General features: G+C 66.0%; 15 protein-coding genes and 1 pseudogene. 12 read left to right on the top strand and 4 right to left on the bottom strand.

Annotated elements, in window-relative coordinates:
• Nucleotides 1–339: 339 nt before the first annotated feature.
• From LIN44_RS16275 to mnmH, 12 genes are all read left to right on the top strand, one after another.
• Nucleotides 340–1,122 carry a TorF family putative porin gene (locus LIN44_RS16275; RefSeq protein WP_227312949.1) on the top strand — a complete coding sequence of 261 codons (783 nt, stop codon included), beginning with the start codon at nucleotides 340–342 and terminating at the stop codon, nucleotides 1,120–1,122.
• A gap of 52 nt (nucleotides 1,123–1,174) precedes the next feature.
• Nucleotides 1,175–1,513: a P-II family nitrogen regulator gene (locus tag LIN44_RS16270; RefSeq protein WP_010814843.1), complete on the top strand. Its 339-nt coding sequence runs from the start codon at nucleotides 1,175–1,177 to the stop codon at nucleotides 1,511–1,513.
• Nucleotides 1,514–1,545: 32 nt separating this feature from the next.
• The gene (gene amt, locus LIN44_RS16265; RefSeq protein WP_227312948.1) at nucleotides 1,546–3,102 is read left to right on the top strand and encodes an ammonium transporter; all 1,557 of its coding nucleotides are present in this window, start codon (nucleotides 1,546–1,548) and stop codon (nucleotides 3,100–3,102) included.
• Between the two features lie 559 nt (nucleotides 3,103–3,661).
• Nucleotides 3,662–4,957, top strand: a complete 1,296-nt coding sequence (gene gshA / locus LIN44_RS16260; protein WP_116294497.1) for a glutamate--cysteine ligase — start codon at nucleotides 3,662–3,664, stop codon at nucleotides 4,955–4,957.
• A gap of 8 nt (nucleotides 4,958–4,965) precedes the next feature.
• Nucleotides 4,966–5,931: a glutathione synthase gene (gshB, locus tag LIN44_RS16255; protein WP_227312947.1), complete on the top strand. Its 966-nt coding sequence runs from the start codon at nucleotides 4,966–4,968 to the stop codon at nucleotides 5,929–5,931.
• Nucleotides 5,932–6,008: 77 nt separating this feature from the next.
• On the top strand, nucleotides 6,009–6,464 hold the full coding sequence (locus tag LIN44_RS16250) for a PTS sugar transporter subunit IIA (RefSeq protein WP_227312946.1): 456 nt from the start codon (nucleotides 6,009–6,011) through the stop codon (nucleotides 6,462–6,464).
• Complete coding sequence (locus LIN44_RS16245; RefSeq protein ID WP_018008656.1) at nucleotides 6,433–6,702, top strand: HPr family phosphocarrier protein; 270 nt, start codon at nucleotides 6,433–6,435, stop codon at nucleotides 6,700–6,702. Before LIN44_RS16250 ends, LIN44_RS16245 begins: the two co-directional genes overlap by 32 nt.
• Nucleotides 6,703–6,751: 49 nt before the next feature.
• Nucleotides 6,752–8,524 (top strand): phosphoenolpyruvate--protein phosphotransferase, encoded by a 1,773-nt coding sequence (gene ptsP, locus LIN44_RS16240; protein ID WP_227312945.1) that lies wholly within the window; start codon nucleotides 6,752–6,754, stop codon nucleotides 8,522–8,524.
• A 214-nt stretch (nucleotides 8,525–8,738) separates the two neighbouring features.
• Entirely contained in the window at nucleotides 8,739–9,044 is a 306-nt protein-coding gene (locus tag LIN44_RS16235; RefSeq protein ID WP_026164535.1) for a bacterioferritin-associated ferredoxin, read from the top strand.
• Between the two features lie 123 nt (nucleotides 9,045–9,167).
• Nucleotides 9,168–9,647, top strand: a complete 480-nt coding sequence (bfr, locus tag LIN44_RS16230) for a bacterioferritin (protein WP_078195143.1) — start codon at nucleotides 9,168–9,170, stop codon at nucleotides 9,645–9,647.
• 184 nt (nucleotides 9,648–9,831) lie between these two features.
• Nucleotides 9,832–10,875, top strand: a complete 1,044-nt coding sequence (selD, locus tag LIN44_RS16225; RefSeq protein WP_227312944.1) for a selenide, water dikinase SelD — start codon at nucleotides 9,832–9,834, stop codon at nucleotides 10,873–10,875.
• Nucleotides 10,875–11,981: a tRNA 2-selenouridine(34) synthase MnmH gene (gene mnmH / locus LIN44_RS16220; protein ID WP_227312943.1), complete on the top strand. Its 1,107-nt coding sequence runs from the start codon at nucleotides 10,875–10,877 to the stop codon at nucleotides 11,979–11,981. The genes selD and mnmH overlap by 1 nt, the downstream gene beginning before the upstream one ends.
• Before the next feature lie 10 nt (nucleotides 11,982–11,991).
• Here the strand turns inward: mnmH and LIN44_RS27570 are convergent, their stop codons facing one another.
• The 4 genes and pseudogenes from LIN44_RS27570 to LIN44_RS16205 all read right to left on the bottom strand — a co-directional run bounded on the left by LIN44_RS27570 (nucleotide 11,992) and on the right by LIN44_RS16205 (nucleotide 15,088).
• On the bottom strand, nucleotides 11,992–12,633 hold the full coding sequence (locus LIN44_RS27570) for a T6SS immunity protein Tli4 family protein (protein ID WP_255638348.1): 642 nt from the start codon (nucleotides 12,631–12,633) through the stop codon (nucleotides 11,992–11,994).
• Nucleotides 12,634–12,747: 114 nt separating this feature from the next.
• Nucleotides 12,748–13,020 (bottom strand): annotated as a pseudogene (locus tag LIN44_RS27565) (hypothetical protein); the annotation flags it as partial.
• Between the two features lie 32 nt (nucleotides 13,021–13,052).
• Nucleotides 13,053–14,063, bottom strand: a complete 1,011-nt coding sequence (locus LIN44_RS16210; RefSeq protein ID WP_227312941.1) for a T6SS immunity protein Tli4 family protein — start codon at nucleotides 14,061–14,063, stop codon at nucleotides 13,053–13,055.
• A gap of 260 nt (nucleotides 14,064–14,323) precedes the next feature.
• Nucleotides 14,324–15,088: a molybdopterin-synthase adenylyltransferase MoeB gene (locus tag LIN44_RS16205; protein ID WP_227312940.1), complete on the bottom strand. Its 765-nt coding sequence runs from the start codon at nucleotides 15,086–15,088 to the stop codon at nucleotides 14,324–14,326.
• Nucleotides 15,089–15,130 lie beyond the last annotated feature (42 nt).

Below are 15,130 nucleotides of genomic sequence, written 5' to 3'. Positions count from 1 at the left end.
GTATGGCGCGCTTTCGCACAGGATTTGGGCGCCCTGAATGCGGGCGATCCGTGGTGCGCGGGCCGTACGCCGCTCCCGTCAAGACTCGATTATCGCCCCAGCGGCACGCGGGCGAAAGCACTGGCGCCGCGCCGTTCACACCATTTAACCCCATCTGGCGTCGCTGCGAGCCGTATTCATGCCCGCCCGGGGCTGTTGCCCGGCCGCCAGGAGGTCGCGCCCACCGCGGCATTCCTTGGGGTGGCACGGCAGTTGCAGTAGTGCTGCCGAGCTGCCTCAAAGCTTTTCCGGAATCCAACTAGACGAAATCCGAGCCATCAGGAAAAGGAGAAAAAACCCATGAAGAAGTTGGCCCTTGCAGTCAGCGCGGTGTTCCTGGCCAGTGCCGCGGGCGGCGCCCTGGCACAGAGCACCGACGCCGCGGCCCCGGCTGCCGAGCCGGCCTCGCCGCATACGTTCACGGCCAACGTGTCGCTGGTCACGGACTACCGCTATCGCGGCATCAGCCAGACCAACCTGCGCCCGGCGATCCAGGGCGGTTTCGACTACGCGCACGAAAGCGGCTTCTATCTGGGCAACTGGAACTCCAGCATCAGCTGGCTCGAGGATGCCAACCCGGCGGTGTCGGCACCGGTCGAGATGGACTTCTACGGCGGCTTCAAGAACACCTTCAAGGTGGCCGGCACCGAGTTCGCCTATGACCTGGGCGTGCTCGAGTACTACTACCCGGGCGGCTACAACAATCCGCGGCCGTATACCACCGAGCTGTATGCGGGCATCGGCTGGGGCCCGGTCATGCTGAAGTACTCGCATTCGGTCACCAACCTGTTTGGCTGGGCCGACAGCAAGAACAGCTACTACGTCGACCTGACCGCCAACGTGCCGCTGAACTTCTGGGACCTGACGCTGAACGCGCACGTCGGCTACCAGGGCGTCAAGCACAACAGCGACGCCTCGTACACCGACTGGAAGATCGGCCTGACCAAGGACCTGGGCAAGGGCTTCGCGCTGGCGGTGGCCTATGTCGACACCAACGCCAAGGAAGTGGCCTACACCAGCGCCAACCGCGGCCGCTACCTGGGCAAGGCCGCGGCCTGGGCCTCGATCACCAAGACTTTCTAACTCTGACGCAGCCCGGGCGGGCTGATGCCGGTCCGCTCCCAGGAGAATCCTGATGAAACTCATCATCGCAGTCATCAAGCCGTTCAAGCTCGACGAGGTGCGCGAAGCGCTGTCGGACGTGGGCGTGTCCGGCATCACCGTGACCGAAGTGAAAGGCTTCGGCCGCCAGAAGGGCCATACCGAGCTGTACCGCGGCGCCGAATACATCGTCGACTTCCTGCCCAAGGTGAAGATCGAGGTGGCGGTGCCTGACGACGTGGTCGAGCGCGCCATCGAGGCGGTCGAGAAGTCCGCCCGCACCGGCAAGATCGGCGACGGCAAGATCTTCGTGGCCCCGATCGAGCAGGTCATCCGCATCCGCACCGGCGAGACCGGCGGCGATGCCCTGTGACCCAAGACAGCATAGAGACAAAGGTGAATTCCATGAAAACCTGGATCAAGCGATTCCTGGCGGCGGGCGCGATGGCGCTGGCCGTGGGCACGGCCGGCGTGGGCATGTCGACCCCGGCCGCCGCGCAGGACAAGCCGGCAGCCGAGGCTTCGGCCGCCGCCACTTCCGCGCCGGCCGCCTCACCCGCTGCAGCCGCTGCACCCGCTGCAACCGCCCCGGCAGCAGCTGCGGCACCCGCGGCCGCACCGGCTGAAGCTGCCGCCGCGCCGGCCGCGCCCGTGCCCAACAAGGGCGACACCGCCTGGCTGCTGGTCTCGACCGCGTTCGTGATCCTGATGACGCTGCCTGGCCTGGCGCTGTTCTATGGCGGCCTGGTGCGCTCCAAGAACATGTTGTCGGTGCTGATGCAGTGCCTGGTGATCTTCTCGCTGGTGGCGCTGCTGTGGGCCATCTACGGCTACAGCTTTGCCTTCACCGAGGGCAATGCCTTCTTCGGCGGCACCGACCGGCTGTTCATGAAGGGGCTGACGGTCGACGCCGTGGCCGCCACCTTCAGCAAGGGCGTGGTGCTGCCGGAACTGGGCTACTTCGCCTTCCAGTGCGCTTTCGCCTGCATCACCTGCGGCCTGATCATCGGCGCCTTCGCCGAGCGCGCGCGCTTTTCGGCGGTGCTGGTGTTCGTGGTGCTGTGGTTCACCTTCGCCTACATCCCGGTGGCGCACATGGTGTGGTTCTGGCCGGGCCCTGATGCCTACACCGACGCCGCTGCCGGCACCGCCGCCACGGCCAAGGCCGGCTGGCTGTTCCAGAAGGGCGCGCTGGACTTTGCCGGCGGCACCGTGGTCCATATCAATGCCGCGGTGGCCGGGCTGGTCGGGGCCTTCATGTTCGGCAAGCGCATCGGCTTCGGCCGCGAGGCGATCCGTCCGCACAGCCTGACCTTCACCATGGTGGGTGCCTCGCTGCTGTGGTTCGGCTGGTTCGGCTTCAACGCCGGTTCGGCGCTGGAAGCCAACGGCTCGGCCGCGCTGGCCTTCGTCAACACGCTGCTGGCGACCTGCGCCGCGGTGCTGTCGTGGACCTTCGGCGAGTGGATCGGCAAGGGCAAGCCGTCGATGCTGGGCGGCGCCTCGGGCGCGGTGGCCGGCCTGGTGGCGATCACCCCGGCCGCGGGCTTCGTCGGCCCGATGGGCTCGATCGTGATGGGCCTGGTGGCCGGCCTGCTGTGCCTGTGGGGCGTGACCGGACTGAAGCGCATGCTGGGCATGGACGACTCGCTGGACGTGTTCGGCGTGCACGGCGTCGGCGGCATCGTCGGGGCGCTGCTGACCGGCGTGTTCGCCGCGCCCAGCCTGGGCGGCACCGGCATCTACGACTACGTGGCCAACAAGGTTGCCGACGATTATTCGATCGCGGGCCAGCTGTGGGTCCAGTTCGAAGGCGTGCTGACCACCGTGGTGTGGTCCGGCGTGGTGGCCTTCGTCGCCTTCAAGCTGGTGGACATGCTGATCGGGCTGCGCGTGCCGGAAGACGAAGAGCGCGAAGGCCTGGATATCACCTCGCACGGCGAGACCGCGTACGAAGGCTGATCGCAAAAGTGTTGTGCTGGAGGGCTGATTGGGAATCTGCTCTCAGGAGTTTTGCCCGGCTGCGTGCCGGGCTTTTTTCTTTGTCGCGTTGACCGGGGTTGCAGACATTGAGACCGCGGCCATCAGGCTCAGCTGACGCGGACAAGGACTACGCGGCGCCCATGCAGCGCCCCAGCGAAACCGGCGAGCCCAATGCCGGCGCGGGCAAGCCGGCAATCCCGCGCGCCGGGCGCGGGCTTTTCGCAAAGTGCTTAACTCCGATCTTAAAAAGCTTCAATTGTCTTTAATGTGCGGCGCACATACATTGCCATTGAGGCAGTTTCCTCCACCTGCAGAACGCTCCCCGTATCTGTCAGGCCATTTAAAAGCGCGGCATCGCCGCGCTTTTTTTTTGCCCCCGCCGCCGGCGCCGGCGCGGCCTCTTTATTTCACGCCGCCCATCCCCATATGGTTATCCCTTATGCCAGGCGCTGCATATCCTTATAAAGGGTGTGCCAGCGCCTGGTTGGCCGTTCCTCTACAATCGGGGCGAACGATTAAGACGATCTATAGGATGGATATGGTCCCGCATCTCATCACCGCGCTGAACGGTCCGCTGCTCGAACTGGAAAAGAAGATCCTGGACGCCACCCCGTCCATCGAGCGCTGGTTCAGGCTGGAATGGCAGGAGCATACGCCCCCGTTCTATTGCTCGGTGGACCTGCGCAACGCCGGCTTCAAGCTGGCGCCGGTCGATACCAACCTGTTCCCGGGCGGCTTCAACAACCTGGCTCCCGAGATGCTGCCGCTGGCGGTGCAGGCGGCGATGGCGGCGATCGAGAAGATCTGCCCCGACGCCAAGAATCTGCTGCTGATCCCGGAGCGCCACACCCGCAATATGTTCTACCTGCAGAACGTGGCGCGGCTGTCGCTGATCATGCGCCAGGCCGGGCTGAACGTGCGCCTGGGCTCGCTTTCCGAGGAAATCACCGAACCGACCCCGATCGAGCTGCCCGACGGCCAGACCCTGGTGGTCGAGCCGCTGGCGCGCCTGGGCACCAAGGGCCGCCGGCTGGGGCTGAAGGACTTCGATCCCTGCTCGATCCTGCTCAACAACGACCTGTCGGCCGGCATTCCGCCGATCCTGGAAAACATCAACGAGCAATACCTGCTGCCGCCGCTGCACGCCGGCTGGTCCACGCGCCGCAAGAGCAGCCACTTTTCCGCCTACGACGAGGTGGCGAAGAAGTTCGCCAAGCTGATCGACATCGATCCGTGGATGGTCAACCCGTACTTTGCCCGTACCACCGGCGTGAATTTCCACGAGCGCGTGGGCGAGGAGGAACTGGCCGACGCGGTCGAAGGCGTGCTGAAGAAGATCGCCAAGAAGTACCGCGAGTACGGCATCAAGGAAACGCCGTACGTGGTGGTCAAGGCCGATGCCGGGACCTATGGCATGGGCATCATGACCGTGCGCGACCCGTCCGAGATCAAGGGCCTGAACCGCAAAGAGCGCAACAAGATGAGCGTGGTCAAGGAGGGCCTGGAGGTCAGCGACGTCATCATCCAGGAGGGTGTGCACACCTTCGAGAAGGTCAACGAGGCGGTGGCCGAGCCGGTGGTGTACATGATCGACCGCTACGTGGTGGGCGGCTTCTACCGCGTGCACACCGGCCGCGGCAACGACGAGAACCTGAACGCCCCCGGCATGCACTTCGTGCCGCTGGCGTTCGCGCCCAACGGCATCCCGGACAGCCACGCCAAGCCTGGCGCGGCGGTGCCGAACCGCTTCTACATGTACGGCGTGGTGGCGCGGCTGGCCTTGCTGGCGGCGTCGCTGGAGCTCGAGAAGACCGACCCCAACCCGATCCTCTGAACGCCACCATGCGCATCCTCTTCATCACCGATCCGCTGGAGACCTTCAAGACCTACAAGGACTCCACCTACGCCATGATGGCCGAGGCCGCCGCGCGCGGCCACGAGCTGTACTGGTGCCTGCAGCCGCAGCTGGCGCTGTCCGGCCGCACCGTCGAGACCGTGGCCACGCGCCTGCACCTGACCGGCGACGATGGCGCAGAACCCGGCGCGTGGTACCGCGAAGGCAACAGCGCGCTCGAGCCGCTGTCCGACTTCGACGCGGTGCTGATGCGCAAGGACCCGCCGTTCGACATGGAATACGTGACCAGCACCTGGCTGCTGGAGCTGGCCGAGGCGCAGGGCGCGCGCGTCTTCAACAAGCCGCGCGCGATCCGCGACCATTCCGAGAAGCTGGCGATCGCCCAGTATCCGGAGTTCATCACGCCGACGCTGGTCACGCGCGACCTGGCGCGGATCCGCGATTTCCACGCCGAGCATCGCGACATCATCGTCAAGCCGCTCGACGGCATGGGCGGCATGGGCGTGTTCCGGGTCGGCGCCGACGGCATGAACCTCGCTGCCATCGTCGAGACGCTGGGCCAGGACGGCGCCCGCTCGCTGATGGTGCAGCGCTATATCCCGGCGATCAAGGACGGCGACAAGCGCGTGCTGCTGATCGGCGGCGTGCCGGTGCCGTATTCGCTGGCGCGCGTGCCGATGGCCGGCGAAGTGCGCGGCAACCTCGCCGCGGGCGGCACCGGCCGCGCCCAGGAGCTGAGCCGGCGCGACCGCGAGATCGCCGAGGCGCTGGCGCCGGGGCTGTGGGAGCAGGGCCTGCTGCTGGTCGGCCTGGACGTTATCGGCGACTACCTGACCGAGGTCAATGTGACGAGCCCGACCTGCTTCCAGGAGATCACCCAGCAGACCGGCTTCCATGTCGCGGCGATGTTCATCGACGCGCTGGAGCACGCCGTCGGCGCTGCCGGCAGCTAGGCGCCACCGGCCCGGTCCGGCAGCGGGAGCGCGGGGGGGCGCCTGCTACAATCGGGGCAATCCAACGGATCACCATCATGGCAGGCATCCTGATCATCGCGCACACCCCGCTGGCGTCAGCCCTGCGCGATTGCGCCGCCCACGTCTACTGTGGCCAGCCGCAGCGGCTGGAAGCCATCGACGTCCTTCCCGATGCCGATCCCGCCGCCGTGCTGGCCGAGGCCAGGCGCCGGCTCGATACCATCTGCGAAGACAACGGCGCGCTGGTCCTGACCGACATCTTCGGCGCCACCCCCGCCAATATCGCCGCGCGCCTGGCCGAGCCGGGCCGCGTGCGCGTGCTGGCCGGCGTCAACCTTCCCATGCTGGTCCGCGCCATCTGCTACCGGGCCGAGAAGCTGGACCAGCTCGCCACCAAGGCACTGGCCGGCGGCTCGCAGGGCGTGCTGCAGGTCGGCACCACCACCGTCCAGAATCAAACCGCCAATCATCCCGACAAATATGCTGCAGAGGGACACCACCATCATCAATAAACTCGGACTGCACGCACGCGCGTCCGCCAAGCTGACCCAGCTCGCCGGCAGCTTCGTCAGCCAGGTCAAGATGTCCCGCAACGGACGCCAGGTCGATGCCAAGAGCATCATGGGCGTGATGATGCTGGCCGCCGGGATCGGCTCGACCATCACGATCGAGACCGAGGGTCCGGACGAGCAGGAGGCGATGGACGCGCTGCTGGCACTGATCGCCAACCGCTTTGGTGAAGGGGAGTGAGGCCGGCGGCCTCGACCCGAATTGATCAACGTTCCTGACGGAGCGGTACATGCCTTTCGCCCTGCACGGCATCCCGGTCTCGCGCGGCGTCGCCATCGGGCGCGCGCACCTGCTTGCGCCCGCGGCGCTGGACGTGTCGCACTACCTGGTCGATGAAGCGCAGCTCGATGCCGAGGTCGAACGGCTGCGCGCCGCGCGCGCCGCGGTGCGCGCCGAACTGGCCGCGCTCAAGCGCGACCTGCCGCGCGACGCGCCCGAGGAGATGGGCGCCTTCCTCGACGTGCACGCGATGATCCTCGACGACGAGGCGCTGGCGCGCGAGCCCGAGGCGCTGATCCGGGGCCGGCGCTACAACGCCGAGTGGGCCCTGACGACGCGCCTCGAAGAGCTGATGCGCCAGTTCGACGAAATCGAGGACGAATACCTGCGCGAGCGCAAGGCCGATATCCAGCAGGTGGTCGAACGCATCCTGAAGGCGCTGGCCGGCGCCCCGGTGCTGGTGCCCGCGCCGGTGCCCGCACTGGCCGCCGACGGCGAGCCCGCGCCCGGCGTGATCGTGGTAGCCCACGATATCGCCCCGGCCGACATGCTGCAGTTCCGCCACACCGTGTTCCACGGCTTCGTCACCGACCTGGGCGGGCGCACCTCGCATACCGCCATCGTCGCGCGCAGCCTCGACATCCCGGCCGCGGTCGGCGTGCAGAGCGCGAGCGAGCTGATCCGCCAGGATGACTGGATCATCATCGACGGCGACGCCGGGCTGGTGATCGTCGACCCCACCGCCATCATTCTCGAGGAATACCGCCACCGCCAGAGCGAGCGCGTGCTGGAGAAAAAGCGCCTGCAGCGCCTGCGCCATACGCCGGCGGTGACGCTGGACGGGATCGAGATCGAGCTGCTGGCCAATATCGAGATGGCCGAGGACGCGGGCGCCGCGCTGGCCGCCGGCGCGGTCGGTGTCGGCCTGTTCCGCTCCGAGTTCCTGTTCATGAACCGGCGCGACGAGCTGCCGGGCGAGGAAGAGCAGTTCCAGGCCTACCGCGGCGCGGTCGACGCCATGCACGGGCTGCCGGTGACCATCCGCACCATCGATATCGGCGCCGACAAGCCGCTCGACACCCGCGGCGACGGCCGTGCCGATGACTTCGAGACCGCGCTGAACCCGGCGCTGGGCCTGCGCGCGATCCGCTGGTCGCTGTCGGAGCCCGGCATGTTCCTGACCCAGCTGCGCGCGCTGCTGCGCGCCTCGGCCTTCGGCCCGGTGCGGCTGCTGGTGCCGATGCTGGCGCATGCCAGCGAGATCGACCAGACCCTGGCGCTGATCGCCAAGGCCAAGCGCCAGCTGGACGAACGCGGCGAGCCCTACGATCCCGGCATGAAGGTCGGGGCCATGATCGAGATCCCGGCAGCGGTGCTGCTGCTGCCGCTGTTCCTGCGCAAGATGGATTTCCTGTCCATCGGCACCAACGACCTGATCCAGTACACGCTGGCGATCGACCGCGCCGACAACGCCGTCGCCCACCTGTTCGACCCGCTGCACCCGGCGGTGCTGCAACTGGTGGCGCGCACCATCCGCGAAGCCAACCGTGCCGGGGTGCCGGTGGCGGTGTGCGGCGAGATGGCGGGCGATCCGTCGATGACCCGGCTGCTGCTGGGCATGGGCCTGCGCGAATTCTCCATGCATCCGGCGCAGCTGCTGCGGGTCAAGCAGGAAATCCTGCACGCCAACTGCGAACGGCTGGAACCGCTGGTCGACCAGCTGCTGCAGGCCTACGATCCCGAGGAACAGGCCGCAGTCCTGCGGCAGATCGCACGACCCTGACAACATCAGGGTTTTCCGAGGCAAAAAGGCGGCTGGCGCGGCACTTCCCGAAGCGGAAATGTGCTGCGCCAGCCGCCTTCTTTTTGCGTCCAGTGACGTGTTGCCGACCTGTCTCGATGTGGCTTAATGGGAATTGTTATCATTATTGATCTCTGATATTCTGACGTTCATTCGCAGGGACATGCCGGTGTCCCGCGCCCCAACGGAGGGACTTGTGTACGTCTGCATCTGCAACCAGATCACCGATCGTGAGATTCACGGTGCCGCGCACCTGGGCGTCGAAACCCTCGACGAACTGGCTGAAACGCTCGGCGTCGGCACGTGCTGCGGCCGTTGCCGCGAGTGCGCTCAGCAGGTGTTGCAGGAAGGTGTCGCAGCGGTACGCAATGTCACGGTGGCGACCCTCGCCAGCATCCAGGTTGTGGAGATTTCTTCCTGTTCCGCTTCGGGCCCATGTACCATAATGGACACTCGGGACCCGGCAGTCGCGAACGACCAGCGCAAGGCGCTGGTGGCCTGAACGCGCCCATGAACTGAAGCTTCAGTTCACGGCGCGTTTTTGCGCATTCCTTATTTCTGACTGCACGGCGCCATTGGCGCCGTTTCGTATTTTTGCGCGGGCCCGATGCAACAGGAGCCGCCAATGAAAGGTGACAAGAAGGTCATCCAGCATCTGAACGCCCAGCTCAAGAACGAGCTGACCGCGATCAACCAGTATTTCCTGCACGCCCGCATGTATCGCCACTGGGGCCTGAAGAAGCTCGGCGATGTGGAGTACAAGGAATCGATCGGCGAGATGAAGCACGCCGACCGCCTGATCGAGCGCATCCTGATGCTGGACGGCCTGCCCAACCTGCAGGACCTGCACAAGCTGCTGCTCGGCGAAGACACGCCCGAGATGCTCAAGTGCGACCTGAAGCTGGAACAGACCGCGCACACCACCGTCAAGGAAGGCATTGCCTACTGCGAATCGGTCGGCGATTACGTCAGCCGCGAAATTCTGGTCGATATCCTCACCGATACCGAGGAACATATCGAATACCTGGAAACGCAGCTGGACCTGATCGATAAGGTCGGGCTGCAGAATTACCTGCAGTCGCAGATGGAGCCGGGCGAGCAATAAGCCGCCGCCTTCGGCGAGGCCGCTCCGATGGGCGGCCCGCCCCAGCGCGCGGTGCCGATCGGCACCGCCTGGTTGCTCGCCTGCAGGCAGTAACCCTTCTCATTCCAATTCCTCTCTTCATCCAGGCGTCGCCGGCGGGGCCAAGGCTCCTGACCCGCCGGCGCGCCGCGCGGAGCCCGCTCTCATGACCCCTCCGATCCGCCTGACCCAATACAGCCACGGTGCCGGCTGCGGCTGCAAGATTTCGCCCAAGGTGCTCGACGTGATCCTGGCCGGCAGCGGCGCGCAGCACCTGGACCCGCGCCTGTGGGTCGGCAATGCCTCGCGCGACGACGCCGCGGTGTATGCGCTGGATGGCGCCGAGGGCCAGCGCGGGGTGGTTTCCACCACCGATTTCTTCATGCCCATCGTCGACGATCCATTCGACTTCGGGCGCATTGCCGCGACCAACGCGATCAGCGACATCTACGCCATGGGCGGTGACCCGCTGATGGCCATCGCCATCCTGGGCTGGCCGGTGAACGTGCTGCCGCCCGAGGTGGCGCGCGAAGTGGTGGCGGGCGGGCGCCGCGCCTGTGACGACGCCGGCATTCCGCTGGCGGGCGGCCATTCGATCGACGCGCCCGAGCCCATCTTCGGCCTGGCGGTGACGGGCCTGGTCGAGCGCGCACACATGAAGCGCAACGACACCGCCACGCCCGGCTGCCGGCTTTACCTGACCAAGCCGCTAGGCATCGGCGTGCTGACCACGGCCGAGAAGAAGGGCTTGCTGCGCGCCGACAACCGCCATCTGGCACGCGACTGGATGTGCGTGCTCAACAAGCCCGGCAGCGCCTTCGGGCGCTTGCCCGGCGTGCGCGCGATGACGGATGTCACCGGTTTCGGATTGCTAGGCCACCTGGTTGAAATGGCCGACGGCAGCGGCCTGACCGCGCGCATCGACCATGCCGCGGTGCCGGTGCTGGATGACGTGATCGACTACATCGACCAGGGCTGCGTGCCGGGCGGCACCCAGCGCAACTTCGACAGCTACGGGCACCGCATCGCACCGCTCACCGAGGCGCAACGCGCGCTGCTGTGCGATCCGCAGACCAGCGGCGGCCTGCTGGTAGCGGTGGAGCCTGCCGGCGAAGCCGCGTTCCTTGCCGAATGCCAGCGCCTGGGACTGGCCTTGTCGCCGATCGGCGAAATGGTGGCCCGCGCCGCGCTGGCCGTAGAGATCCGCTGATGCGCGCCGATACCGCCGACTTCCGCAAACTATTTCTGAGTGGCGTCGCCATGCTGGACGTGCGCGCGCCGCTGGAGTTCGCGCGCGGGGCCTTCCCCGGTGCGGTCAACCTGCCGCTGATGGACGACGCCGAGCGCCACGAGGTCGGCCTGTGCTATGCGCAGAAGGGCCAGCAGGCGGCGATCGAACTCGGCCACCAGCTGGTGTCCGGCGAGCGCAAGGCGGCGCGCATTGCGGCCTGGGCGGAGTTTGCGCGCGCGCATCCGGACGGCTACCTGTATTGCTTCCGCGGCGGCTTGCGTTCGCAGCTGGTGCAGCAGTGGCTGCGCGATGCCGGTGTCGACTATCCGCGCGTGACCGGCGGCTACAAGGCCATGCGCGGCTACCTGATCGAAACCATCGATACCGCGGCGGCAACGCAGCCATGGTTCGTGGTGGGCGGGCTGACCGGCAGCGGCAAGACCGATGTGCTGGCCGACGTGCCCGCGTCGATCGACCTGGAAGGCCATGCCCGCCACCGCGGCTCGGCATTCGGCCGCCGCGCGCTGCCGCAGCCGCCGCAGATCGATTTCGAAAACGCCCTCGCCATCGACGTGCTGCGGCATCTCGACGCCGGCTGGCGTGCACTGGTGGTGGAAGACGAGGGCCGTTTCATCGGCAGCCGCGACGTGCCGCAGGCCCTGTCGCAGCGCATGCAGGCCAGCCCGCTGGTCTGGCTGGAAGCGCCGTTCGACGCCCGCGTCGAGCGCGTGCTGCGCGACTACGTGCAGGGCCTGGCGGCGGAATTCATCGACTCCAGGGGCAGCGCCGAAGGCTTCGACGCCTACGCCACCCGCCTGCGCGAAGCGATGGCCGCGATCGCGCCCCGGCTCGGCGGCGCACGCTACGGCAAGCTGGCGGCGCTGCTGGACCAGGCGCTGGGGCGCCAGGCGGAATGCGGCGAGGTAGCGCTGCACCGCGGCTGGATCGAAGTGCTGCTGCGCGACTACTACGACCCCATGTATGACTTCCAGCGCGGCCAGCGCGCCGCGCGCATCGTCTTCCGCGGCGACCGCGATGCCGTGACGGACTGGCTGCTGGCGCACACGGCGCGGCAAGAGGAATAGCGGGTCGGCGCTAGACCGCGCCGGGTCGGAGCCGAATGGACTCGATGATGGCATCCCATAGCTGCAGCGCTTCATCATCTGACTGGAATGCCGGCTGATACGGTGTCTGCGGACTGACTACCGGCTGCCCGAGCACGCGCAGGCCAGCGGACACGTTTTGCTCGGACAAGGACTTGTTTTTCCCCTGGGATTCCCAGGCGAATACATAAACGCGCTGACCATCGCCCGTCGCGGCGGTCGCATACTCTTCGGCTGGAATGGCCCCGACATTGCGTTCGCGCTTGCGCAACGGCTTCAGGCCGGCGAACGGGCCCGCGACGGCTGTAGCAAGAAACTTGTCGACGCGTTCAAGCAACCGGTCTTCTTCAGCGCCGGTACTGGCGTCAAAACTGATGTGGGCATTGGGGTGCTGCGGCAGCGTGATGCCGACCTGCACGCTTTCGGAACGGTAATCGTTGCCGGCGATAAAGCCTTTGTCGATACAGAAGCCGGGGCCGGTGGGGATTTCGTTGTCGGCGCGGGAGCGGATGTTGGTGGCCAAGGTTTTCGAGTGTCGAAGGGCTATCTGTTCTCTACCCGGGGAGACATCGCCTCCATATTGAAAAGCGCGCCACGGATCCGCTGCAACGAGGTACGTATCGTTGCGCAGCATGACTTTGCTGTACGGCAATGACCATGACAATAGGACTTCCGAGCCGTCGCCGACCGTCGTTCTACTAACCAGCATGGAGCCCTGCGTCTCGTGACGCGCTGCCCTCAGTTCCTTCTCTCTACGGTCGATCATTGACCGAAGGGCGCCTGGAGTTTGTCCTGGCATCGGCGCGATTTCGTCGCCCCAGATTTTGTAGGATGTGCGTACGACGGCTTGCGGAGGAAGGTCCACTAGGTAACGACCAAAACAATGAGTGCTCCAACCTTCCTTGCTGATGATGGGATGTATCGCTGCGGTTTGTGCGTCAGCTATTGAGACAGGTAACACAAGCGTGAAAACGGCTGCTGCTGCAATACCCCAGTACCTGGTTAGATGGCGGAGAATCATTGGGACTGGCCGCGGTTTCGCTTGGAAGGGCCCTACACTGCGCCGGGTCGTAGCCGAATGGACTCGATGATGGCATCCCACAGCTGCAGCGCCTCATCATCTGACTGGAATGCCGGCTGATACGGCGTCTGCGGACTGACCACCGATTGTTCGAGCACGCGCAGGCCCGCCGATACATTTTGCTCGGTCAAGGATTTGTTCTTTCCCTGGGACTCCCAGGCGAAAACATAAACACGCTGGCCATTGCCCGTCGCCGCGGTCGCATACTCTTGGGCTGGAATGGCGCCGACATCGCGTTCGCGCTTGCGCAATACCTTCAGGCCGGCGAACGGGCCGGCGACGGCTGCCGCAAAAAACTTGTCCACGCGTTCAAGCAGCCGGTCCTCCTCAGCGCCGGTACTGGCATCGAAACTGATGAAGGCATTGGGGTGCTGCGGCAGCGTGATGCCGACCTGCACGCTTTCGGAACGGTAATCGTTGCCGGCGATAAAGCCTTTGTCGATGCAGAAGCCGGGGCCGGTGGGGATTTCGTTGTCGGCGCGGGAGCGGATGTTGGTGGCGAGCGTGTCCAGGAAGGCGACCGCCATGGCTTGCTTGCTCGCCGAAATATCCCCGCTGTACTTGAACGCTTGCCATGGGTTGGTAGTTGCCAGATAGGCTTCCTCATACATCAGAATGGTCCGCCGTGGGCTGCTCCATGAAAGCAGGCTTGTCGAGCTATTTCCATGATCGATACGGCGCACCAGCATGCTCCCTGCCGTGTCATGGCGCTCTGACTGCAATGCAATGGCTCGTTTCTCCACTTTGCCTTGCAGCGATGTGGCATTGACATCTGGTAAGCGCTCGATTTCGGCGCCCCACAGCTGGTAAGTGGCACTGACTTTTGCATTGGGCGGCAAGTCGAGCAGGTAGCGCCCGAAGCAGTGCGTCTTCCATCCTGATTTACCCATCAGGATATTTCCTGGCGTTTTTGCGTGGCCGGTGTCGAAAAATGCCGCGGCCATGCATGCGGCCAACGTGATGGCAAGAAGGCGGTGCGTCATGATTTTCGCAGGGGAGCCAACCATCGTCCCCGTACAACAAGTGACAAATATGTCAAAAAATATCTGCCATATTCTAGAGCCGTGCGTTAATGCCGGGCAGCGGAAAATTCTGCGCATGCATCGGCCGCGCCTGCCCGAGTCACGAGGATCTTGCGGGCAAGGGGATATGGGAGAGGTGGGGAGGCGAAGCGGGAGAGTTGTCGCGGCCATGCCGGCGCCTGTCAGCGCCGGCCGCAAGGTTCAGCGGGGAATTGCCGGGCTCAGTGCCCGCCGCAAACCGGGCAGTCCGGCGTACGCGCCAGCCGCATCGTGGTCCATTCCATCGACAGCGCATTGACCATCAGCAGCCGGCCGGCGAGGCTGTCGCCCACGCCGGCGAGCAGCTTGAGGGCCTCGGCTGCCTGCACGGTGCCGACCATGCCGACCAGCGGCGCGAATACGCCCATGGTGGCGCAGGCGACTTCCGGTGCGGGTTCGGCCGGCGGGAACAGGCAGGCGTAGCAGGGCGCGTCGGGCTGGCGGCGGTCGAATACGCTGATCTGGCCGTCGAAGCGCAGCGCGGCGCCGGATACCAGCGGAACCTTGTGGCGCACGCAGGCGCGGTTGACGGCCTGGCGCGTGGCGAAGTTGTCGCAGCAGTCCAGTACCACGCTGGCCGACACTACCAGCTGGTCCAGTTCGGCATCGCCGACGCGCGCCGGCACCGTGACGATGTCCAGGCCGGGGTTGATGCGCAGCATGCCTTCGCGGGCGGATTCGACCTTGGGCCTGCCCACGTTGGCGGTGGTGTGGATGATCTGGCGCTGCAGGTTGGTCAGGTCGACCTCGTCGTTGTCGACCACGGTGATGCGGCCGACGCCGGCCGAGGCCAGGAAGGGCAGGGCCGCTGCGCCGAGGCCGCCGGCGCCGATCACCACGGCATGGCCGGCCAGCAGGCGCCGCTGGCCTTCGATGCCCAGCTCGTCGAGCAGGATGTGGCGCGAATAGCGCAGCAGTTGTTCGTCGTCGAGGCCGTCGTCACTCATGATGGGATCCTTCCGCGAGTGCGAAGAGGAGGATGGTTTGGG

This window comes from Cupriavidus sp. MP-37, from assembly GCF_020618415.1.
Classification (GTDB): domain Bacteria; phylum Pseudomonadota; class Gammaproteobacteria; order Burkholderiales; family Burkholderiaceae; genus Cupriavidus.
This window is presented reverse-complemented; position numbering and strand designations above follow the sequence as displayed.